This window comes from Streptomyces sp. NPDC005566, from assembly GCF_040605575.1.
In the GTDB taxonomy this organism is placed as follows: Bacteria; Actinomycetota; Actinomycetes; order Streptomycetales; family Streptomycetaceae; genus Streptomyces.
Genome location: NZ_JBEXDB010000012.1, coordinates 223,910 through 245,278, shown reverse-complemented (window position 1 = coordinate 245,278; position 21,369 = coordinate 223,910). Strand labels below are relative to the sequence as shown.

Annotated in this window: 17 protein-coding genes; 7 read left to right on the top strand and 10 right to left on the bottom strand. The window is 70.3% G+C overall.

All coding sequences use genetic code 11. From position 1 onward, the window contains the following. Positions 1-142 precede the first annotated feature (142 nt). The 5 genes from ABZS61_RS20730 to ABZS61_RS20710 all read right to left on the bottom strand — a co-directional run bounded on the left by ABZS61_RS20730 (position 143) and on the right by ABZS61_RS20710 (position 7,224). The gene (locus ABZS61_RS20730; RefSeq protein ID WP_356423014.1) at positions 143-760 is read right to left on the bottom strand and encodes a hypothetical protein; all 618 of its coding nucleotides are present in this window, start codon (positions 758-760) and stop codon (positions 143-145) included. Between the two features lie 136 nt (positions 761-896). Further along, complete coding sequence (locus ABZS61_RS20725; RefSeq protein ID WP_356423010.1) at positions 897-1,721, bottom strand: MOSC N-terminal beta barrel domain-containing protein; 825 nt, start codon at positions 1,719-1,721, stop codon at positions 897-899. Positions 1,722-1,767: 46 nt separating this feature from the next. Beyond that, on the bottom strand, positions 1,768-2,238 hold the full coding sequence (locus ABZS61_RS20720) for a DUF6643 family protein (protein ID WP_356423007.1): 471 nt from the start codon (positions 2,236-2,238) through the stop codon (positions 1,768-1,770). Between the two features lie 1,592 nt (positions 2,239-3,830). Beyond that, positions 3,831-5,954: a SpoIIE family protein phosphatase gene (locus ABZS61_RS20715; RefSeq protein WP_356423004.1), complete on the bottom strand. Its 2,124-nt coding sequence runs from the start codon at positions 5,952-5,954 to the stop codon at positions 3,831-3,833. Between the two features lie 460 nt (positions 5,955-6,414). Next, positions 6,415-7,224 (bottom strand): family 20 glycosylhydrolase, encoded by an 810-nt coding sequence (locus ABZS61_RS20710; RefSeq protein WP_356423001.1) that lies wholly within the window; start codon positions 7,222-7,224, stop codon positions 6,415-6,417. Here ABZS61_RS20710 and ABZS61_RS20705 point away from each other — a divergent pair. Both ABZS61_RS20705 and ABZS61_RS20700 read left to right on the top strand, forming a co-directional pair. After that, positions 7,210-7,509, top strand: coding sequence for a hypothetical protein (locus tag ABZS61_RS20705; protein WP_356422998.1), 300 nt, complete (start codon positions 7,210-7,212; stop codon positions 7,507-7,509). The two genes, ABZS61_RS20710 and ABZS61_RS20705, sit on opposite strands and share 15 nt — an antisense overlap. Before the next feature lie 176 nt (positions 7,510-7,685). Then, entirely contained in the window at positions 7,686-9,005 is a 1,320-nt protein-coding gene (locus ABZS61_RS20700; protein ID WP_356422995.1) for a TerD family protein, read from the top strand. A gap of 36 nt (positions 9,006-9,041) precedes the next feature. Here the strand turns inward: ABZS61_RS20700 and ABZS61_RS20695 are convergent, their stop codons facing one another. Next, on the bottom strand, positions 9,042-10,223 hold the full coding sequence (locus ABZS61_RS20695; RefSeq protein WP_356422992.1) for a glycosyltransferase: 1,182 nt from the start codon (positions 10,221-10,223) through the stop codon (positions 9,042-9,044). Positions 10,224-10,281: 58 nt separating this feature from the next. On the opposite strand from ABZS61_RS20695, the gene ABZS61_RS20690 reads away from it, so the two are divergent. The 4 genes from ABZS61_RS20690 to ABZS61_RS20675 are packed head-to-tail and all read left to right on the top strand — an operon-like array spanning position 10,282 to position 13,859. Further along, positions 10,282-11,067, top strand: a complete 786-nt coding sequence (locus ABZS61_RS20690; RefSeq protein WP_356422989.1) for an aspartate/glutamate racemase family protein — start codon at positions 10,282-10,284, stop codon at positions 11,065-11,067. Between the two features lie 59 nt (positions 11,068-11,126). Beyond that, positions 11,127-11,690, top strand: coding sequence for a hypothetical protein (locus ABZS61_RS20685; RefSeq protein ID WP_356422986.1), 564 nt, complete (start codon positions 11,127-11,129; stop codon positions 11,688-11,690). A 51-nt stretch (positions 11,691-11,741) separates the two neighbouring features. Continuing rightward, positions 11,742-13,364 (top strand): apolipoprotein N-acyltransferase, encoded by a 1,623-nt coding sequence (gene lnt / locus ABZS61_RS20680; protein ID WP_356422983.1) that lies wholly within the window; start codon positions 11,742-11,744, stop codon positions 13,362-13,364. A 9-nt stretch (positions 13,365-13,373) separates the two neighbouring features. Beyond that, positions 13,374-13,859: an NUDIX domain-containing protein gene (locus tag ABZS61_RS20675; RefSeq protein ID WP_356422980.1), complete on the top strand. Its 486-nt coding sequence runs from the start codon at positions 13,374-13,376 to the stop codon at positions 13,857-13,859. 67 nt (positions 13,860-13,926) lie between these two features. Here ABZS61_RS20675 and ABZS61_RS20670 read toward each other — a convergent pair whose 3' ends face one another. The 3 genes from ABZS61_RS20670 to ABZS61_RS20660 form a co-directional block, all read right to left on the bottom strand. Further along, on the bottom strand, positions 13,927-15,321 hold the full coding sequence (locus ABZS61_RS20670; RefSeq protein ID WP_356422977.1) for an MFS transporter: 1,395 nt from the start codon (positions 15,319-15,321) through the stop codon (positions 13,927-13,929). Between the two features lie 268 nt (positions 15,322-15,589). Continuing rightward, positions 15,590-16,834 carry a SpoIIE family protein phosphatase gene (locus tag ABZS61_RS20665; protein ID WP_356422974.1) on the bottom strand — a complete coding sequence of 415 codons (1,245 nt, stop codon included), beginning with the start codon at positions 16,832-16,834 and terminating at the stop codon, positions 15,590-15,592. A gap of 323 nt (positions 16,835-17,157) precedes the next feature. Beyond that, on the bottom strand, positions 17,158-17,817 hold the full coding sequence (locus tag ABZS61_RS20660; RefSeq protein WP_356422971.1) for a TetR/AcrR family transcriptional regulator: 660 nt from the start codon (positions 17,815-17,817) through the stop codon (positions 17,158-17,160). Positions 17,818-17,882: 65 nt separating this feature from the next. Between ABZS61_RS20660 and ABZS61_RS20655 the strand changes: the two genes are divergently transcribed. Then, the gene (locus ABZS61_RS20655) at positions 17,883-19,496 is read left to right on the top strand and encodes an FAD-binding oxidoreductase (RefSeq protein WP_356422968.1); all 1,614 of its coding nucleotides are present in this window, start codon (positions 17,883-17,885) and stop codon (positions 19,494-19,496) included. Between the two features lie 251 nt (positions 19,497-19,747). Here ABZS61_RS20655 and ABZS61_RS20650 read toward each other — a convergent pair whose 3' ends face one another. After that, a complete protein-coding gene (locus tag ABZS61_RS20650; RefSeq protein ID WP_356422965.1) occupies positions 19,748-20,851 on the bottom strand; it encodes a lytic polysaccharide monooxygenase in 1,104 nt (367 codons plus the stop codon). Positions 20,852-21,369 lie beyond the last annotated feature (518 nt).

Genomic DNA, 21,369 nt, shown 5'->3' with positions numbered 1-21,369 from the left:
GCTCCGGGCCCGCCGGCCGAGGAGTCGGGCGGGCCGGTCCACCGTAGCGCGCGCGGCGGACGCGAGTTGACGCGTCGGCCGCTCATGAGGGTCTGTGAAACAGATGGAGCGGCCCAGCCCTCGACATCGCGCACCAGTGGGTTCAGCTGCCCGTCCCGGTCCGGCCCCAGTCGGGACCGGTTTCGGCCCAGGCCCGGTCGAGCCGACCGTACCGCTGTTGCATCATGCGCCATACGGCCAGTCGGCGTGCAGTTTCCACCAGACCCACCGCGACCAGGGTCGCACCGATTCCGTCCAGGACCGCATGGGTGCGCGCCGTCGACGTGTCCATGGGGCGTATCACCGGGCGGCCCCTGTCGTCCGTCCAGATCCGTATCCGCTCCCCGGGGGTGGTGTCTGCGGACGCCGTGGACACTCTGCCGGTGCGGGTCGTCCCGTCCGGGGCCTTCCACCGGGCCACCGCGGAGGACTGCGCGGTGCCTTCCGCAACGGCCGCCTCGGGGTCCTGGGCGAAGCGCGAGACACCGGAGGGCCCGCGCACGACGACGGCGCTGGTGAGGTGCCGCTGCGCGTGCTGCGCGCGCACTGCCTGCTGGAGGGCTTCGTCGGTGAGTGAACCGCACAGCCAGCCGAGCACCGGGGCGGCGATCAGCATCAGCAGCAGCGCTGCGAGTGTCCCCCATGCCTCGTGGCGGTCGGTGGGCCTGCACAGGGGATTGCGCCGCCACCGCCGGATCCCCAGGACCGCTCGCACAGTCATCCACCCCCTCCCGTATCCGTCATAGCCCGGTACGGCACTGATCACCTGCTGGGGAAGCGAAGAGAGAGCAACCTCACGCCGTCCAACGCCCGGGACATTCCGTTGAGTTCCCGGCCGGTGCGAGGGTGCCCGATACTCATCCGAGGATCCGCACCGTGTCCCCGACCCGGATCACCCCGGTGCCCTCAGGGATCAGATTCTGGCCGAACAGGAGATCCCTTCCGACGAGACGATGGCGGGCCAGCGTACGCAGGGGTTCCTTGCCGCGCTTCGACGTCCGCTGGTCGGTCGTGGTCACGATGCAGCGGCCGCAGGGCTTCGCCACGCGGAAGGCGACCTCCCCGATCGCGATCCGGCCCCAGTCGTCCTCGGCCCACGGGGCCGTCCCGTCCACGACCACGTTCGGCCGGAAGCGGTTCATCGGCAGCGGGCCCTCTTCCGGGTGGTCGCCCCGGGCCACGAGTGCGTTGAGCGCTTCCAGCGAGGCGCTCGACGTGAGAAGCAGGGGGTAGCCGTCGGCGAACGAAACGGTCTCGCCCGGGCGGCCGAACGCCGGATCGACAGGCCTGCGGTGCGACGGCGCGTCGAGATGGACGAGCCGGACCTCCGCACCGAGGCGTGCGCTGAACCAGGCGTGCGCGGCCCCGGCCGCCTCCACCACCTCGACCTTGTCCCTGAAGAGCTCCGCGCCTACGGTGCAGACCGGCTCCGGCACGTCCACGGTCAGCGGGGCACTCCCCGGCGCCGAGACGATCACCCCGCCACCGGGCAAGGGCGTCGCGGACAGCTGGGCCATGCCGGGCTGCTGACGCTGGGTGACCACCTTGCCCCTGCTGTCGATCAGCATCCAGCGACGGTCGCCGTCGAGTCCCCATGGCTCGACGACGGCCTGCTCGGCCGCGCACGCTGCCAGCGATTTGACCGGGTGGACGTGGACAGCCCTGAGTACGGGAGAGACCATGCGTCCATTTTGCCAGTCGTAGCCGTCAGCGGGCAGGAGCGCCTGCTCAGTACCCCCGGCCCTGATACGGACGGTTGTACGGGTCCTCGTACGGGGACGGAGTCGGGGCGGGCCGGGGTGCGGCCGGGCGCATCGACTCGTAACCCGTGCCGGGGCGCTGCGGCTGCTGCTGGTAGCCGCGGGGCGCCGAGGGCTGCTGCGGGATGTACGGGGCGGGTGCGTGCTGCAGATGTGCGGGCTGCATCGGCGCGTGCTGCATGCCCGCGTTCTGGTACTGCGGCTGCGGCGCCTGTTGCGGGTAGCCGTACGACCCGTTGGACGGGCCCGCGGGCAGGGCGGGAAGCGACGACGGCAGGGCCGGCAGGTAGCTGTTGCCCGTGTCGTACGCGGCGGGGACTCGGATCGGTGCGATCTGAGGAGTACCCCGCTCGGCGACCAGGGAGTCGTAGATCGGGGTGTCGGGGAACGACGGCGCGGCGTAGTAGCCGCCGCCGTAGGTGGAGCGGGGGGAGGTCATGACACATAAGTTAAGCCCACGATGTGCTGGTTGGGGAGCCCCAATCTTGGGGTAATCCGATTTACGCTGCTTTTGTCGGCCTGACCTGGCGGGGCATCGTTAAAGCCTCCGTTAACAGCGGGGCTTTTCCGTTGGAGGGCGCTGCTAACAAAAAGTGGCGGATGGGCTACAAAGGGCGACAACTAGCGCGGCGTCCGCCGGGATGGAGGGCTTGGACCACGAGCGCAAGCACAGTGGGCGACTACCTGGGCGACTGGCTCGACAGCGTGGCCGCCCACCGGTTTCGGGAGGACATCCACCGCCACCACTGGCCCAGGTCCGTCTCCACCTCGTCCCCAACCTGGGCACCGAAGAGTTTGCCCGAGTCGTGGGTGGTCCGGTCGGCCGGGCCTTCGGCGCGATTGTAGGGGCCCGTGTTCGGGAATGCGCTGGGCGTAATCCTCGGGGACATCGAGGCACGAGCGCTTGAGGGCACTCAGCGAAGGGAAAGCGAGGGTCCTACAGGGGTGGAGCAAGGCTCGTCGGCAGACGGCCGTGGAGAGGTGAAGAAGCGAGCTGTTCGGGATCAACCGGCCGAGGTGCTTTGAGGAGGCCGGACGCCGCGGGAGGCCAACGGACTCGGTGAGTACCGCGATGCTCTGCACCGTCGTCCTGCCGAACCGGGCGGTGGCCGTGGACGATTCGGCTCTGCATTCGGCGGGACGCTGGGTGGAGTGGTCCCATGAATTCGTTTGTGCGCTCGCCGACTTGAGCTGGCGTCCGGGGCAACTCACGGAAAATTATTGCTGCTCGGCCTGTGTGTCCGCCCTGTCGGGGCCGCGCATCGGCGGGCTTGCGCCGCGAAGTGCGTTTGCTAAATATCGGCCGCCCACGTCGTGAGCTGGTGTGCGGGCTCCTGCGCACCCTCCTGGTGGCCGGCGCGAACGGGCCTCGACCAGATCTGGCAGCAAGGGGCGCGCCAGGAGGGGGTGACCCGCCGCCTGCCGGGCCGCGGCCAGGTGTTCCAGCGCGGCCTGGGCTCGCCCGAGGTGCCATCCCCTCCCCTCCCCGAACGGCGGCGAGGATCGCCGGCAGGGCGCGCAGGTGGGAAGCTCGGTGGCCCAGGTCGTAGCCATCGGCCGGCCTCAGTGCTTCCGGTGCGTGTGCGTGCTCGGCGTCGAGCCGGCCGAGCGCCAGTTCACCCGGGCGAGCAGACGCAGCGTGGTGGGCAGCCATCCGCCGACTCCGTCCGGGCGGCGACGTGGTCCATCGTGACCGCGCTCATCCCGTTCCGCGATCACCGCGACGACCGCGTCGAGCACCGCGCGAGTGACTCGCTCCTCGCGCGGGCGTCCGGGCCCCGTGCCCCGCCCCGGTCCCGGTCCCGGTCCCGGTCCCGCTTCTCCACCATGGCCCGACCCTGGGGCCTCGGTTCCGGCACGACCGAGCCGGGCCTTCACGGGGCTGTGAAGCCGTTTCCGGGCTGTGCGGCCTGTTGACCACTCCGAGTCCGCCGTGCGGCCCGTGCGGGCTCCCACTTCAGCAGGCAGTGCGAGCGCGTCTCGTCGGCGGCCGGAGGCGGGCACCGCCCGGGAGCGGTGCGCGAAGTAATGTCAGGCGCCCGTGCGTTCCGTCGCTGTGCCGGGGAGGTCCTGTTCGGCCCAGATGGTCTTGCCGCGGCGGCGCCTGCGGGAGCCCCAGCGGTCGGTGAGCTGGGCGGTGATGTACAGGCCGCGTCCTCCCTCGTCGCTGTCCAGGGCGCGGCGCAGGTGCGGGGCTGTGCTGCTGTCGTCCGTGACCTCGCAGGTCAGCGCCTGGTCGCGGATGAGTCTCAGTTCGATGGGGCCGGTGGCGTACCGGACGGCGTTGGTGACCAGTTCGCTGACGATCAGTACGGTGGAGTCCTCCAGTTCCGCCAGGCCCCACCGACTGAGCTGGTCGGTGGTCAGTTTCCGTGCGGTGGAGACGACTTCGGGAGCGTTGGGCAACGACCAGGAGGCAGTGTGGTCCGATTCGAGCACACGGGTTCGGGCCAGCAGCAGGAAGGCGTCCTGCTGGGGGTGTCCGGCGGCCACCGCGTCGAAGATCGCGTCGCAGGTCTCCTGGAGCGACTGCCGAGACGCCGTGGTGGCCTGGCGGATCCGTTCGAGGAGTAGCCGTGGGCCGGCGTCCTCGGCTGCCGGGAGCAGGGCCTCGTTGTGAAGTACCAGGGTGCTGCCTTCCGGCAAGGTGCGTTCCGCGACGGTGTATCCAGCGAGCCCCTCGCCCAGTGGCGGGCCTTCGGGGATGTCGGCGACCTCCACGTCGCCGTCGGGGTGGAGGACCGCCGGAGGCGGATACCCTGCCCGGGCCATCGTGCACTGGCGGGTCGCCGGATCGTAGATCACGTACAGGCAGGTGAAGGGGCGTGCCGGGGCGTGCGGAAACGGGCGGGACCGGTCCCGGGCTGTGCGCGTCGGCCTGCTCACCAGGTCGTGCAGTCGTTCCAGGAGCTCGTCGGGAGGCAGGTCCAGGTCGGACAGTGCCGTGATCACGGCACGGAGCTCTGCCATGGCTGCGACGGCCTCGATGCTGTGGTCGGCGGTTTCGCCCACGGCGAGTGCGACCCGGGATCCGGACAGCGGGATCACGTCGGCCCAACTGATGCCTGCCCCGGCCGGAAGGAGGTTCTGCGCGGTCTCCACAGCGGTCCACGCCTGGGGCTCGGACGGCCGCTGACCCAGCTGAAGGAATCCCGCCACCGAGCGTTCACGGCCGTAGAGACGGGCGTTGTCCAGGCTCAGTGCGGTGCTTGCCGCCAGTTGTTGTGCGAGCGACAGGTCGTGCTCGTCGAACGGGGTCGGATTGCGCCACCGGTAGAAGCAGGCGAGCCCGAGCACCAGCCCGCGGGCGCACATCGGCACCACCATCATCGAGTGGGCCTGTGCCGCGAGCAGCCGTGCGTCGCGGTCACGCTCGGGATCCAGCCACGAGGCGTCCGGCTCCAGGTGGTGGACCAGGTGCGCCTCCAGACTGGACATGGCGTCCGAGTACGGACTGCCGGAGGGGTAGGAGCTCACTTCTCCGACCTCGGGGACTCCGTGCCGGACTCCGTCGGCGCTGGAGCGGAATCCAGCGCGTCGCAGCGTGAGGTTCCCGGGCACCGTTGCGGGGGTCGGGGCCTGGCCGCGCAGCATGGAGTCCAGCACGTCCACGGCCACGGTGTCGGCCAGCTCCGGCACGGTCACCTCGCACAGTTCCGCCGCCGTGCGGAACACGTCGAGACTTGTCCCGACCGAGGCGCCGGCCCGGTTGAGCAACTGAAGCCGTGCTTCGGCCCTGGTCCGCTCGGTGATGTCGGTGACGGCGTTGGCCAGGCCGAGCACGGTTCCCTCGGTGTTCTGGAGACGGAAGCAGTCCGCCGAGACCACGTGCTCGATCGACGGGTCGAGGGGGCTGCGTACCCGGTACCGCACGTCGAGCAGGGGCTGCCCGGTTTCCAGCACATTGCGGGCCAGGTTCTCGATGTGCTCGGGATCCTCGACGTCGAGGGCGCGCAGCGCGTCGAGCAGCGGCAGGCCGAGCATCCGGTCGACCGGGAACTCCCGGATCGACCGTGCGGCGGAATTCGCCCGCACCAGTCGTAGCTGGGGGTCCAAGATGTGCAGACCGACCGGCGACTGCGAGAACAGCGCCGCCAGCAGGGTTTCGTCCAGTCGCGGCCCCGCTGGGTCTGACGAGTGCTCCGGAGTACTCACGACGTACGCCTGCCCTCCCTCGCAGATCGTTGGATCCGTCCCGACAGATACGAGCAAAACACCGCATTGCCGTCTACCGCCACCGGTGTCCGTGCCCGAGCCCTTGCCGTTGCCGCCGTCGCGCTCTGTCCGTCCCTGCCCATCGCGCGGGCCGCCCGACGCGGTGTGACGAACCGGATGACTGCAGAGGGCGGGGTACGCGAGGCTGATCGCGTGGTGCGCACTGCGACGGCGGGCGCGCGTTCCGCTTCGATCGCGGTGGCGGTCGTTGCAGCCCGCTGTTCCTGATCGGCACACCAGGTCAGCGGGCGAACTGCACCTGGTTCAAGCCAGTGCTGGAGAAGATCCGCGTTACGGAGATCGGGCCGGGCAGGCCGCGCAGGAAGCCGGACAGCCCAGCCGCGGACGAGGCGCATGCCTTTTGCTGTACGTCATTGACGAGACCAGGGCCGGTCACGTGTTATTCCCAGGGGATCTCGGACGAGGCCATGTAGCTCAGTCCAAGACTCTGCCAGAGCCGCGCGTGGTGGGCGAGGCGGGTGCGGTGCTCTTCCCAGTCGAGCTGGTTGCCGCTCCACGCGCTGTGGGCCACGGAGGCCAATCGGGGAAGCAGCAGGACGGTGAGGTCGGCGAAGCTTTCGATCGACTCGCCGAACAACGTGGCTTCGACCCCGGCTATGTGCCCGTCGGGTATGTGGTGCGCTGCCGGGTTCCATGCCGCTGTACGCCTGACGTCGCCCGGGCGGTAGGCGCGGAAGCCGAGGCGGGTGAGGGTCTCGTTCTGGTGGCCGGGGATGACGGCAGGTGCGTAGGGCCGGTCGAGGTAGAGGTGGGACTGCGGGGACAGCAGGACACGTCCGCCGCCCTCGATGATGCGGGCAAGATCGTGGTCCGACGGCGCGAAGAATGCCTTGAGGGCCTTGGTGAACTCGAGTGTGTGGCCGGCGGCGAGCAGCTCGGGCCGGTCCGCGAGTTCCTCCTCGGTATCGGGAAGGTCCATCATCGGTACGTCCACCCAGTACTGGGCGATGTCGTCCGGGGTGATCCCGGCGCGTGAGGACTCCTGCCAGGCGAGGGGTCGTTTTCGCGATGACCGTACGAGCGAGCGCAGTTCGCGGACCGCGTTGACGAAGCTGTCCGCGGTCATGCCGACGGCCTCGTCGCCGCCGATGTGCACGAAGGGGCCGTCGGTGAGCCGGCAGACCTCGTCGAGAACTGCGACGAGCTCTCTCCCGTACCCACCGTCTGCGAGGCGATGCCGACGGTGCAACTCGACTACGACATGCCGCTGAACGCCCTCAACCAGGTCTCGGCCAAGAAGGCGTACTCCTTCACCGTGAATGCCGGCCGCGCCAAGGTCTCGGTCTCCTACGACGACGGGGTCACCTGGACGTCGGCCAAGGTCCGGCGGGAGGACAGCAACTCCTTCCGGGTCGAGCTCCGGCACCCCGAGCCGGCGGACACCAACGGCTTTGTGACCCTCAGGGCGGAGGCCTGGGACTCGGAGGGCAACCGCACCGTGCAGACCGTCACACGGGCCTACGCCCTGAAGTAGTCAGCGAGGCGAGCGAACTAGGCGAAAGGGGCACCCGGTCGCGCTGTGATCATGTAAAGAGCGAGTTCACGGAGGGCTCCCGGCGGACCGCCAGGAGCAGTCTCCGCCGTACTGTGGGCTCCCCGGCGGGCCGGGGATTAGGTTGTCGTGAAACTCTCCGGGCAGCCGGACTCGTGATGGGGGCGAGCATGACCATGCAAAAGGGAACCAATGTTCCTGTGCCGGCTCAGGTCGTACAGGTCGAATTGGGCTGGCGAACCTCCCCGGGGGCGCCGGACGTGGATGCCTCGGCGCTCCTTCTCGTGTCGGGAAAGGTACGCAGCGACGCGGACTTCGTCTTCTACAACCAGCCGGCACACGGATCCGGCGCGGTGCGCCACGAGGGCAAGCGGACGGCCGGTGACGCCGTCACGGACAGCCTCGTGGTCGACTTCGCGGCGATGGAGCCCGCGATCGACCGCGTGGTCGTCGTGGCCTCGGCGGACGGCGGCACCTTCGGCCGGGTGACAGGCCTCTACGTACGGATCGTGGACTCCGCGAGCGGCTCCGAGATCGCGCGCTTCGAGAGCGCGGACGCGACGGTCGAGACCGCGTTCATCCTCGGTGAGCTGTACCTGCGGCAGGGCGCGTGGAAGTTCCGGGCCGTCGGACAGGGGTACGACACCGGACTCGGCGGTCTGGCGACGGACTTCGGTATCTCCGTCGACGAACCGCAGCAGTCGGCACCACCTCAGCAGGCCCCCCGCCCGCAGCCGGCGCAGGCGCCCCCGGCGCCCCACCGCGCACCTCAGGGCGGTCCCGCCCCGCAGGTCGCGCCCCCCGTCGCCCCTCCCGCCGCACCCCCCGTCTCGCAGCCGGTGAGGCTGACCAAGGTCACCCTGACGAAGGAGGCGCCGTCCGTCTCCCTGTCGAAACAGGGCGGCACCTCCGGGGCCCTGCGCGTCAATCTCAACTGGGAAGTGCGCAAGCAGTTCAAGAGCTGGGGCGCGAAACTCGGCAGGGCCGTCGCCATGCACGCCGACCTCGATCTCGATCTCTGCGCACTGTACGAACTCACCGATGGAAGCAAGGGAGTTGTGCAGGCGCTCGGAAACGCCTTCGGTGATCTCCGCCGGCCCCCCTACATCCACCTCGACGGTGACGACCGCACCGGCGCGCTCTCCACCGGCGAGAACCTCACGGTCAACCTCGACCACAAGGACCGGCTGCGCCGCCTTCTGATCTTCGTGACCATCTACGAAGGCGCCCGGAGTTTCGCCGATCTGCATGCCACCGTCACGCTGCAGCCACAGAACGGAGCGGCGATCGACTTCTCTCTCGATGAATGCACCGTGCCCTCCACCGTGTGCGCTCTCGCGCTGATCACGAACAACGGGGGAGACCTCACGGTTCAGCGGGAGGCACGCTATCTCGTCCCGCAGCGCGGGGTGAGCCCTCAGCGGACCATCGACGCCGCCTACGGCTGGGGAATGAACTGGACCCCCGGCCGCAAGTGACCCCGGCTCATCGGGTCCGGCCTCCCACGGCCGGGCTCAGGGCTCCGGTGCGGCCTCGGGGCGGGCGTACGTACGCCCCTTCCAGGCCGCACCGCGTCCGCGGTAGTGCTGCACCGCCGAGTCCACCGTCATCAGGAGGTAGAGCACGGCGGTGAACGGCAGGAGCGGCGCCAGCCACAGCGACTGACGGTAGTACCCGAGCATCGGCATGTACGTCCCCGCCATCACGGCCCACGCCGCCGCCCCCGCCCATCCGGCCACCGCATCGCCCGCCAGCAGCCCGGCAGCGAGCGTCGCCGGCGGAGCGACATAGACGAGACCCAGCCCGAGAACGGTCCCGGCCAGCAGCAGCGGACTGTGCCGCAACTGCGCGTACGCACTGCGCGAGACCATCTGCCACAGGTCCGCGAGCCGCGGATAGGGCCGCGCACTGTCCACCCGCTCCGCGAGCCCCAGCCAGATCCGGCCGCCGCTGCGCTGCACCGCCCGCGCCAGCGACACGTCGTCGATCACCGCCTGCCGGATGGACTCCGGGATACGTGCCCGTTCGGCGGCCCCGGTGCGCAGCAGCACGCAGCCGCCCGCCGCGGCCGCCGTCCGCGTACCCGCCCGGTTGACCCGGCGGAAGGGGTAGAGCTGCCCGAAGAAGTAGACGAAGGCCGGTACGACAAGCCGTTCCCAGGCGCTCGTCACCCGTAGCCGGGCCATCTGCGAGACCAGGTCGAATCCGCCCGCCCCCTCCTCCCCGGCCGCGGAGACCAGCTCCCTCAAGCTGTCCGGTTCATGTGCGATGTCCGCGTCGGTCAGCAGAAGGAACTCCGGCTTCCGCTGCCTGGCCAGCGCGATGCCGTGCCGCAGGGCCCAGAGCTTGCCCGTCCAGCCGGACTCGGGCTCACCCGGCGACACCACCGTCAGCGGCAGCCCTCCGTGCTTCACCGACAGCGCACGCGCGAGCCCACCGGTGCCGTCCTCACTGCAGTCGTCCACCAGGAAGATCTCCGCGTCCCCTGGATAGTCCTGGGCGAGCAGCGACGGGAGGCTGACGGGCAGCATCTCGGCCTCGTCCCTCGCGGGCACGACCACGGCGACCGAGGGCCAGCGCATCGGATCGGCACGCCTGGGAAGCCGCTGGTCGGTCCGCCAGAAGAACCCCTGCCCCAGCAGCAGCCACACCCACACGACCAGCGAACCCACGGCGATCCAGGCAACGGCGCTCATCCGCCGAAGTCTGCCCCACATCGGCGGGGCCGCAAGGGCTGTCGACTATGGTGACCGGGTGAAGATCGCACTGATGGACTCGGGCATCGGCCTGCTCGCCGCCGCTGCCGCGGTACGCCGGATCCGGCCCGACGCGGATCTGGTGCTGTCCTCGGACCCCGGCTCGATGCCCTGGGGGCCCCGTACCCCCGAGGACGTGACCGATCATGCGCTCGCCGTGGCGCGCGCGGCCGCAGCCCACCGGCCGGACGCCCTGATCGTCGCCTGCAACACCGCGTCCGTCCACGCCCTGCCGGCCCTGCGCGCCGAACTGGAACCAGGACTGCCGGTCATCGGCACGGTCCCCGCCATCAAGCCCGCCGCGGCAGGCGGCGGCCCCGTCGCCATCTGGGCCACCCCGGCCACCACCGGAAGCCCCTACCAGCGCGGGCTGATCCGTGACTTCGCCCGATCGGTGGACGTGACCGAAGTCCCCTGCCCCGGGCTCGCCGACGCCGTACAGCACGCGGACGAGGCGGGGATCGACCGTGCGGTGGCCGCTGCCGCCGCCCTCACCCCGCCCGGCGTGACGGACGTGGTCCTGGGCTGTACCCACTACGAGCTGGTGGCCGAGCGCATCCGCGCCGCCGTGCAGCAGCCCGGCCTGCCGCAGGTCGTCCTGCACGGCTCCGCCGAGGCGGTCGCCACACAGGCGCTGCGCCGTATCGGTTCCGAACCCGCTCCGTCGGCCGAACCGGTCGGCACCCTCGCGGTCCTCCTCGGCGGACACGCCGCCGACCTGCCCGAAACCGCTCTGGCCTACGCGGAGGGCCTGCTCCTCAAGGCCGTCAGCCCCGCGCTCTGACCGTCCGCCCGGCCTGCGGCCCCCGCCCCGGGACGCGGAACGTGGGTACGCTGCTTGGCATGACGGACCACCCCGGCAGTGCGAGGCACGGTTCGAGCCAGGCCCCGGCCACGATCTGGACGGGCCGGGCCCGCAACCGCTTCCAGTGGCTGCTCGCGGCCGCCGGAGCGGGATGCCTGGCGCTCGGCGTCGAACTCGCCGTCGACTCGGCCTGGAGTGCCGGAATCGCCCCCCTGCTCATGTCGGTCATCGGCTGTCTCGCCGCCGGACTGCTGATCCTGTTCGGGACCCTCGCGTTCGTCCACGTGGCCGTCAAGGTCGACGGCGACGCCCTCGAGGTGCGCTGCGGCCACATCGGACTGCCCAGGCGCCGGATCCTGCTCACCCATGTGGTCGGGGCGGACTTCGCCCCCCAGGTCACCCCGCGCCAGTGGGGTGGCTGGGGCTACCGCTGGCGCCCCGAGCAGGGAACCGCCGTGGTGGTGCGCCGGGGCGAGGGACTGGTGCTGAGACTCGGCGACGGCAGGACCTTCACCGTCACGGTGGACAACGCCGAAGCGGCGGTACGGTTCATCCGCGACCGGCTGCACCTGAGCGCCACCGGGAAGTCCGCGGAGTCGTGACGGCGGGAGCGGGATGCCGCTCCCACAGCCGCCCACCGTAGACTCCGCCAGGTGAGCGCCACCATCACCACAGTCGAACCGCCGTCCGCCCCCGCGCCCCGCAGCAGGAAGCTGTGGCCGCGGCTCGTCCGGCCGGCCGCAGCCGTCCTGTCCGGTGCGCTGCTCTACGCGAGCTTCCCGCCCCGGCCCCTGTGGTGGCTGGTCCTGCCCGGGTTCGGGCTGCTGGGATGGGTCCTGTTCGCGCGCAGACTGCGCGCCGCCCTGGGCCTCGGCCTCCTGGCCGGTCTCGGCTTCATGCTCCCGCTGCTGCACTGGACGGGCGAAGAGGTCGGCCCCGTCCCGTGGCTCGCCCTGGCGCTCGCCGAAGCGGTGTTCATCGCCGTGGGCTGTGTCGGCATCGCCGCGGTCTCCCGGCTCGCGTACTGGCCCTTCTGGGCTGCCGCGGTCTGGGCACTCGACGAAGCGGTCCGCGCCCGTGTGCCGTTCGGCGGCTTCCCCTGGGGCAGGATCGCCTTCGGCCAGGCGGACAGCGTGTTCCTTCCGCTCGCCGCCCTGGGCGGAACCCCGTTGCTCTCCTTCGCCGTGGTGCTGTGCGGCTTCGGACTCTTCGAAGCCCTCCGACAGATCCGCGCCTACCGCGCCACCGGCGCGGTGCCCCGCATCGCCGTCGCGGCAGCGGCAGCAGCCGTCGCGGTCCCGGTCGTCGCCGCCCTCGCGGCCCTGCCGCTCGTGGACGACTCCGCCGAGGACGGCACCGCGACGGTCGCCGCCGTCCAGGGCAACGTGCCGCGCCTGGGGCTCGACTTCAACTCCCAGCGCCGCCAGGTCCTGGACAACCACGCGAAGCGCACGGAGCAGTTGGCCCGGGACGTGAAGGCGGGGAAGGTGGCCCAGCCGGACTTCGTCCTGTGGCCGGAGAACTCCTCCGACCTCGACCCGTACCGCAACGCCGACGCCGGCGACGTTATCGACAAGGCGGTGAAGGCCATCGGCGTCCCCACCGTCATCGGTGCCGTGCTTGCGCCCGACACGGGGAACCTCCGCAACACCCTGATCGAGTGGGACCCGGAGAGCGGCCCCGTGGACACGTACGACAAGCGGCACATCCAGCCGTTCGGCGAGTACATGCCCATGCGGTCCTTCGTGCGGATCTTCAGCAAGGACGTCGACCGGGTGCAGCGCGACTTCGGATCCGGCAGCAAGGTCGGCGTATTCGATCTGGCGGGCACCAAGGTGGGGCTTGTCACCTGCTACGAGGCGGCCTTCGACGACGCCGTGCGCGACACCGTCAAGAACGGTGGCCAGCTGATCGCCGTCCCGAGCAACAACGCGACCTTCGGGCGCAGCGAGATGACCTACCAGCAGCTGGCGATGTCCCAGGTACGTGCGGTCGAACACGGCCGGGCGGTCGTCGTACCCGTCACCAGCGGGGTCAGCGCGGTGATCCGGCCGGACGGCACGATCGTGCAGAAGACCGGGATGTTCACCGCGGACGCCCTGGTCGACGAGGTGCCGCTGCGGTCCTCGCTCACGCCCGCCACGCGGATGGGTCCCCTGCCCGAAGGCATCCTCGCGCTGCTCGCGGTGGCAGGCCTCGGCTGGGTGACGATCCGGTCCGCGCGTGCCAGGACCGACCGGAGTGCACGCCCGGGGACTTCCCCCGCGGCCACGTAGGCTCGCCCCATGGCTACTCCCGACTTCATCCGCGAGATCCGGGCCTCCGCCGGACACCAGTTGCTTCTGCTACCGGGCATCACGGCGATCGTCTTCGACGACGAGGGCCGAGTCCTGCTCGGCCGACGCTCCGACACCGGCCAGTGGGCCGTCATCGGTGGCATCTCCGAGCCCGGTGAGGAGCCCGCGGCAACCGCGGAACGGGAGGTGTACGAGGAGACCGCCGTGCACTGCGTCGCGGAGCGGGTGGTGCTCACCCAGGCACTGCAGCCCGTGCAGTACGACAACGGCGACCGGTGCCAGTACCTCGACATCACCTTCCGCTGCCGGGCCACCGGCGGCGAGGCGCGGGTGAATGACGACGAGTCGCTGGAGGTGGCGTGGTTCTCCGTCGACTCCCTGCCGCCGCTGAACGAGTTCTCCCTGTTCCGCATCAAGCAGGCCCTCACCGACGGCCCCACCTGGTTCGAACCCACGCCCGAGATCGGCGTCTGACGCGGCACGACGCCGAGGGGCCGGCCATCACCCGACAGGTGGTGGCCGGCGCCTCGGCGTGAACGGCTCAGGAAGTGCGGGAGTCGGCGGGCAGTGCGCTCCGGGCACCCGGGAAGGCACCCTCTCCGGCATCCGCGTCGATGTCGCTGAGGTCCCTGTTCCGCGTCTCCTTGGCGCAGACGATCGCCAGCACCGTGATCAGCGCGGCGGCGATGACATACAGGGAGATGGGCGTCGACGTGCCGAAGTCCGCGAGCAGAGCCGTGGCGATGAGCGGTGCCGGGGCACCCGCGGCGACCGACGAGAACTGGGCTCCGATCGACGCACCCGAGTAGCGCATGCGCGTCGAGAACATCTCCGAGAAGAATGCCGCCTGGGGTGCGTACATCGCGCCGTGGAAGACCAGTCCCACGGTGACGGCGAGCAGCAGGCTCCCGAAGCTCCGGCTGTCGATCAGTGCGAAGAACGGGAACATCCACAACCCCACGCCTATCGCACCGACCAGATAGACCGGCCTGCGTCCGATGCGGTCGGACAGCGCGCCCCAGGCCGGGATCACGGCGAAGTGCACGGCGGACGCGATGAGCACGGCGTTGAGTGCCGTCTGCTTGCTCAGGTCCGCGGACGTGGTCGCGTACACGAGGATGAACGCGGTGATCACGTAGTAGCTGATGTTCTCCGCCATCCGGGCACCCATGGCGATCAGCACATCCCGCCAGTGATCACGCAGCACGGCGACGAGCGGCATCTTCTCGGCCGTCGCAGTCGCGGTCCTGCGCTGCTCGGCCTGGGCCAGGGCGGCCTTGAACACGGGTGATTCATCGACAGAGAGACGAATCCACAAGCCGAGAATCACGAGCAGTCCGGAGAGCAGGAAGGGGATGCGCCAGCCCCACGCCTCGAAGGCGGAGTCGGACATCAGCGCGGTGAGCGCGGAGAGCACCCCGGTCGCCAGCAACTGCCCGGCGGGAGCTCCGGTCTGGGGCCATGACGCCCAGAACCCGCGCCTCTCGGCATCACCGTGCTCCGAGACGAGCAGCACGGCCCCGCCCCATTCGCCGCCGAGGGCGAAGCCCTGCACCAGCCGCAGAACGGTGAGCAGGACGGGGGCGGCCAGCCCGATGGTGGCGTGTGTCGGCAGGAGCCCGATGGCGAAGGTCGCGCCACCCATCAGCAAGAGGCTCAGCACCAGCAGCTTCTTGCGGCCGAGCCGGTCACCGTAATGCCCGAACACCAGGGCCCCGAGCGGCCGGGCGGCGAAGCCGACGGCGTAGGTGAGGAAGGCGAGCAGGGTTCCGACGAGAGGTTCGGATCCGGGGAAGAACAGCTTGTTGAAGACCAGCGCGGCAGCCGATCCGTAGAGGAAGAAGTCGTACCACTCCACGGTGGTCCCGACGAGGCTCGCGGCGACGATGCGGCGGAGGTTCGAGGGGGGTGGGGGAGCGGTTGCTGGGGCGGCCATGGATACCACTTCCGGACGGTTGGCGGGGACGTTTCCGTGTCGCCATACCGTAGGAAGGGGCAGGTCAGGGGCGTATGTGGCGGGACACCATAGTTCGGGAGGGTCACGTGCCCTCGGCCACCATGAGGGTCACCCGTGAACGTCCCGAAGGGCCCGGAGAATCCACGACGGCGGAGGTTCGGGACTCGCACGATCGCGACCGTCCGTGCGCCGTGGGCGCGAACGGAACGGTCGTCGTACGGTGCCTGGGGCCCGCGTATTACACGGGTCAGACGCGGACGATGACGAGGGCGATGTCGTCGCCGGCTCCGCCGGCGACCCCGAGCCGCGCGAGCAGCGCGTCGGCCAGACGCTCCGGGCCGAGGCCGGCGAGGTCGCCCAGGGCGGTGGTGAGCCGGTCCAGGCCGGCGTCGATGTCCTCGTCGCGGCGTTCGATCAGGCCGTCGGTGTAGAGGACGAGGGTGTCGCCCGGGCGGTAGGCGGTGCCGGCCTGCGGTCGAGGAACGTGCTCGATCCTGGCTCCCAGCGGCGGGTCGGTGGCCTGGTCCAACAGCTCGCACGTGCCGTCCGTGTGCAGCAGCACCGGCGGCGGGTGCCCGGCGCTGGAGTAGACGAGCAGCTTGGAGCGCGTGTCCACGAGCACGGTGACCGCGGTCGTGGCGAGCGCGCCGTCGACGGAGCGGGCGTACATCCCCAGCACTTCCAGTGCCCCGGCCGGCCCGGCCACCGCCCGACAGGCCGCGGACAGAGCGCTGCGGAGCATGCCCATGACGGTGGCCGCTTCCAGCCCGTGCCCGACTACGTCGCCCACGGCGACGGCGAACCGTCCCTCGGCCAGGTCGACGGTGTCGTACCAGTCGCCGCACACGTTCAGCGAACCGATCGCCGGCAGATAGCGCACCGCCACGTTGTCGTGCCGGGCCAGGTCCGGGGAGTGCAGCATCGCCTCCTGCAGGGTGACGGCGACCTCCCGCTCCCGGGCGTGCGCCGCCCGCAGTTCCTCGTTCAGCCGCTGCAGCTCCCGCGCGCGGGCATACAGCTCGGCCTCCATCCCCTCCTCGCGCTCGGTCATCCGCTGACCCTCGCCTCGGCCGCGGAACCGGCGGGACCGCATGAACGCGGTCACGTCCTCCACTCGGTGGATGATCCACGCGACCCGCCCGTCCGCGCTCCTGACCGGGGTGTTCACCGGGGACCACCAGCGTTCTTCGAACACACCGGGTTGCGCGACCACGGGGATGTCGTACTTCTGCACCGCCATGGTGTCCGCCTCACCGGTGGCCAGCACCCGCCCCAGCGATGCCCCGAGGTTCTTCACCCCGTCCGCGCCCGGGTCCGCGGGATTGTCGGGGAACGCGTCGAACATCTGCTGTCCGATCAGATCCGCCCGGGTACGGCCGGTCGCCCGCAGGTACGCCTCGTTGACATCCACGATCACCAGATCCGGCGCCAGCACCAGATACGGGCTCGGCGTCGCGGCGAACAACGCACTGTGATCGATCTCCGGCCTCACGGACCATCCGATCCTCATCCCGAGCACAGCCCCCGAACCAGCGTACGCAGCATTCAGACCGACCGCGCCTCAGCACGGCCGTACGGCTTCCTCGGCGCCGAGCATCCTGAGCTCGCCCGCCGGCCGAGGCCGCGTGACAGCGAGGACCGACCAGCACCGTGTACGGCCGGGAGGCGCGTCCGGTGCGGGTGAGCAGCGGCTGCGTGGGATCCGCAGATCAGCGGGGGTTTTGTTTACGGCATCTCGCCGGTCATGCCGCGCATCATCGGGATCAGCGTGGCTGCGGCGATCGCGGAGCCGCCGTCCCCTACCGCTGGTAGGGCTCACCCGTCATCTTCCCTCCGGTCAGCGGCCGGTGCGGCGGACCTATACGGGTGGAGCACCGCGAAGATGCGCTCGAAGCGTGCGGTCATCTCGTCGGCGCTCTGGTCGGGATGATGGCGCCACCAGGCGACCGCCGCGCTCACATTCCCGTACCAGAGGTGGGTGGCGAGGTCGGCGTCGAGCGGTTCGACGGCCTCGGACGAGTCGAAGAACTCGGCCACGCCGACGGCTCCGAGACGGTTGAGTTCCTGCCGGTGGACGGCGGCCGCCGTATGGAGAGGACCGTCGTCCGGCAGGGTCACGTCGTAGACAAGTGCCCAGTCGTGCACGCGTGCTTCCAGCGCCCGGAAGATGGCTTCCATGGTGCGCGCGGCGCGCGTGATGTCGGACGGGCCCTTCTGTGCCGCGGCGACGGCCTCGACGAGACGGGAACCGGCGTGCTCCAGGCAGGTCAGGTAGAGGCCGTCCTTGGAACCGAAGTACTCGTAGATCATGGGCTTGCTGATCCCTGCCAGTGCCGCTACGACCGCGGTCGACCCGCGGGCGTAGCCCTTGGTGCCGAACTCCCGTGCCGCCGCGTCGAGGATCAGCCTCTCCCTGTCCGCGCGGGGCATTCCCTTGGTTCCGACCGCGCGGGTGGCCTTCTCCTGCTTGTCCATGGCTGCACCCTATGCCAAAGTGACGATCAGGTAACTTACCGAGTGTTCAGATCGGCGGTGCGGCAGTGAGTGGCAAGACGCGTTCGTGGTGGGGATGGGGAAACGTCGAAGACGCCGTGACGGGTGCGGAGCGTGCGGAGATCACCCGGCGTACTGCGGCCATGCTGCCGGGCGCCGACCTGACGGTGCACGAGGCGCCCCCGGTGGAGGCGTTCGGGGTGGGACCGAGCAAGGTCCAGGCCCCGCCGGGGCTGGCGTCGATCGCCTCCGCCGAGGTGCGTGACCGGCTCGCGCACAGTCACGGGCAGGCGTTCCGCGATGTCGTACGGGCGTTGCTGGGGCAACTGCCCGACGTGCCCGACCTCGTCGTGCGCCCGGCCTCGGAGGCCCAGGTCGTCCACGTGCTGGACTGGTGCAGTGGCGCCGACATCGCGGTCGTCCCCTTCGGCGGCGGTTCATCGGTGGTAGGAGGGGTCGAACCGAGGGTGGGGGACGACTACGCCGGGGTGGTCAGCCTGGATCTGGGCGCGATGGACCAGGTCCAGGAGATCGACCGCACCAGCCGGGCCGCGCTCGTCCAGGCCGGAGTCTTCGGCCCCCACCTGGAGAAACAGCTGCGGCCCGAGGGGTACACGCTTCGCTTCTTCCCCCAGTCCTTCGAGTTCTCCACCCTCGGCGGCTGGCTGGCCACCAGGGCGGGAGGCCATTTCGCAACGAGCCTCACCCACATCGACGACCTCACCGAGTCGATGCGGGTCATCGCTCCCAGCGGTGTCATCGAATCCCGCCGGCTCCCGGGTTCAGGCGCCGGGCCGTCCCCCGACCGGATGTTCCTCGGCTCGGAGGGCTCGCTCGGCGTCATCACCCAAGCCTGGGTCCGTCTCCAGGACCGGCCCCGGTGGCGCGCCGGCGCCTCGGTGGGCTTCGCCGACCACGCCGCAGGCGTCCGCGCCGTACGCGCCCTGTCCCAGTCCGGACTGAACCCCGCCAACTGCCGCCTCCTGGACCCCATGGAGGCGTTCATCAACGCCGGCGCGCCGACGGCCGTCCTGGTGCTCGGCTTCGAATCCGCCGACCACCCCGTCAACGCCTCCATGGATCGCGCGCTGGAGCTGTGCCGGGACCACGGAGGCACCCTGACCGAGGAACCGCGCTTCACCGACTCCAGCGACCGGGCCGCACGGACGGGAACCGCAGACACCTGGCGCAACTCCTTCGTCCGGATGCCTTACCAGCGGGACGCGCTTGCCTCGCAGGGCATGATCGTGGAGACGTTCGAGACGGCCTGCACGTGGGACCGGTTCGACACCCTGCGCGCGGCGGTCGACGCCGCAGCCCAGGACGCCATGCGGCAGGTCGGCGCGGCCGGTGTGGTGACCTGCCGGTTCACGCACGTCTACCCGGACGGCCCGGCACCGTACTTCGGGATCTACGCAGCCGGGACGTGGGGCAGGACCGTCGAGCAGTGGGACGAGATCAAGCAGGCTGTCTCCGAAGCGCTGATCACCGGCGGTGCCACCATCACCCACCACCACGCGGTGGGCCGCGACCACCGCCCGTGGTACGACCGCCAGCGCCCCGACCTGTTCGCCGCAGCACTCCAGGCAGGCAAGAAGGTCCTCGACCCTGCCGGGATCCTCAACCCCGGCGCGGTCATCGACCCCCTGCGCACCCGCTGACCATCGTCGTGCACCGTGGCAGTGCGCAAACCGCCCGACCCATGGGGCCGGGCGGTTTGCGCACCTCCGAAGGCAAGCCGGGTCAGGACACCTGGAATGTGCGGAGCAGGGTCTGGTCGACCGAGTTGCCGCCGGCGTCATCGGCCGAACCGCAGGCCGACCCAGGCGCCGGAGCGCATGCCGTACCGAGGCCGGAGGCACAGCGGTGCCGGTCCCGCACCGTGCGGGACCGGCACTGCTTCACTCAGCGGCTACGGGTTGACGCAGCCGATCGAGCCGATCGGGAAGTTGTTGCCGGTCGATGTCGCCGTGAATCCGAAGGTGACACTGCCGTCCGGTGGGATGGTCCGGTTGTAGTCCAGATTCTTGACCGTGAGGGTGCCGTCGGACCCAGTGGTCAACGCACCGTTCCACACACTGCTGACCTTGGCGCCCGTGCCTGGCGTCCACTTCACCGCCCAGCCGTCACGCGCTGTCGTGCCGTGGTTCATGACCTCGACAGAACCCTGGAAGCCGCCGCTCCAGGAGTTGGTCACGCTGTAGACGGCCATGCACCCGGAGTGCGGGTCGGTGGGTGTGGGGTCCGGAGTCGGGGTGGTGGGGTCCGGCGTCGGGGTCGGGGTCGGGATGGTGCCTGAGCCGCGAATGCCGGTGACTTCGCCGTTGCCGCCGTCGAAGACGATGTCGGAGCAGGAGAAGAAGTTCTCCTGGCTGTCGGAGCGAACCCACTGGATGAACATCACCGCGTCGCCCGAGCGGCCCGAGGGCAGGTTCAGATCCCAGTAGTAGTGGCCGCCGTCCGCACCCGGCGAGCCGGTCTGCGGCGGGTTGGTGACGGTCTCTATCAGCTCCAGGTCGTCCCAGCCCAGTTCGGTCGTGGGCGAGTAGCCGGGCTTGGACATGTACACCCGGAACGAACCCGGGTGCGCCGCCCAGTTGCTGTGCTTGACCTGGATCGTGTTCCCGGAGGTCAGGTGCGTCCGAGGCCAGTCGCCGCGGGGGGCGTTGTATCCGGTGAAGTTGTACGGCGACCGGTCGCCGGCGCTGCACAGCTTTCCGTCCGGGACGTAACCGGCCCCTCGCCCGCCCGCGTTGGAGTCGAGCACGGCGAACCAGTTGTACAGCGCGGTCGCACCGCTCTCGTTGAGCGCTGCCCTGCACGCCGGGTTGGTCGGGTCCAGAGCGCCGGTGCTGGTCTTGGCGTCCAGCATGCAGAGGTACGTACGCGACCCCGGCGTCATCGTCACGCCGTGCGCCTGCGCGTTGCCCTGGCCGAGCAGCGTCAGGGCCAACCCGCTGAGTAACGTCGCGAGCACCGTTGCCAGGGAGGCAAGTTGTTTCCTGCGTCGAGTCATGGTGTCTCCTGTGCCTGTGTGGGGATTGTCTTCGGTCGGGCTTGCCCCGTGCGGTCACCGTCCGGTGGCGGAACCCTCGGGGAGGTGGGCGTGGATCGGGCGGACGGGGTGCCCGGGCGAGCTCGGCGGCTAGGTGGGTGGGGACGGCGCCGGGGCGTCGGTGTCGGTAGGAACGGCCGGATGGGCGATCAGGGAGTCGGAGCGCACGATGGACTGAAATGGGAGCGCTCCCATGCGTTGGTTTGTAGGGGACTGTAAGAGTGCTGCGTGTCCCTGACAACCCATCGGAACGAAATGCGTTCCGCGAATTCCGAAGTGGCAGGTCAGGGAAGGCGGGAGGATGCGGCGCGCTCTTGCGGCAAGGGGCTGCCTGGGAGCGCTCCCGAAAGCAGACCTACCTCGGCCTGATCAACCCCGCCGGGCGCAGGAGCCGCTGGACCCGAGCCGTCCAGTATCTGACGGGCACTGACTGAAACACGAGAAGCGTCCGGGCCGCTCTGAAGGCCGTGATCAATCTC

Bases quoted from the DNA above. Each gene is read 5' to 3' on its own strand.
- ABZS61_RS20675 (WP_356422980.1), top strand. From the start codon at position 13,374: ATGGCTACTCCCGACTTCATCCGCGAGATCCGGGCCTCCGCCGGACAC.
- ABZS61_RS20700 (WP_356422995.1), top strand. From the start codon at position 7,686: ATGGGGGCGAGCATGACCATGCAAAAGGGAACCAATGTTCCTGTGCCG.
- ABZS61_RS20650 (WP_356422965.1), bottom strand. From the start codon at position 20,851: ATGACTCGACGCAGGAAACAACTTGCCTCCCTGGCAACGGTGCTCGCG.
- ABZS61_RS20730 (WP_356423014.1), bottom strand. From the start codon at position 760: ATGACTGTGCGAGCGGTCCTGGGGATCCGGCGGTGGCGGCGCAATCCC.
- ABZS61_RS20705 (WP_356422998.1), top strand. From the start codon at position 7,210: ATGCCGACGGTGCAACTCGACTACGACATGCCGCTGAACGCCCTCAAC.
- ABZS61_RS20725 (WP_356423010.1), bottom strand. From the start codon at position 1,721: ATGGTCTCTCCCGTACTCAGGGCTGTCCACGTCCACCCGGTCAAATCG.
- ABZS61_RS20670 (WP_356422977.1), bottom strand. From the start codon at position 15,321: ATGGCCGCCCCAGCAACCGCTCCCCCACCCCCCTCGAACCTCCGCCGC.
- ABZS61_RS20685 (WP_356422986.1), top strand. From the start codon at position 11,127: ATGACGGACCACCCCGGCAGTGCGAGGCACGGTTCGAGCCAGGCCCCG.
- ABZS61_RS20660 (WP_356422971.1), bottom strand. From the start codon at position 17,817: ATGGACAAGCAGGAGAAGGCCACCCGCGCGGTCGGAACCAAGGGAATG.
- ABZS61_RS20695 (WP_356422992.1), bottom strand. From the start codon at position 10,223: ATGAGCGCCGTTGCCTGGATCGCCGTGGGTTCGCTGGTCGTGTGGGTG.
- ABZS61_RS20720 (WP_356423007.1), bottom strand. From the start codon at position 2,238: ATGACCTCCCCCCGCTCCACCTACGGCGGCGGCTACTACGCCGCGCCG.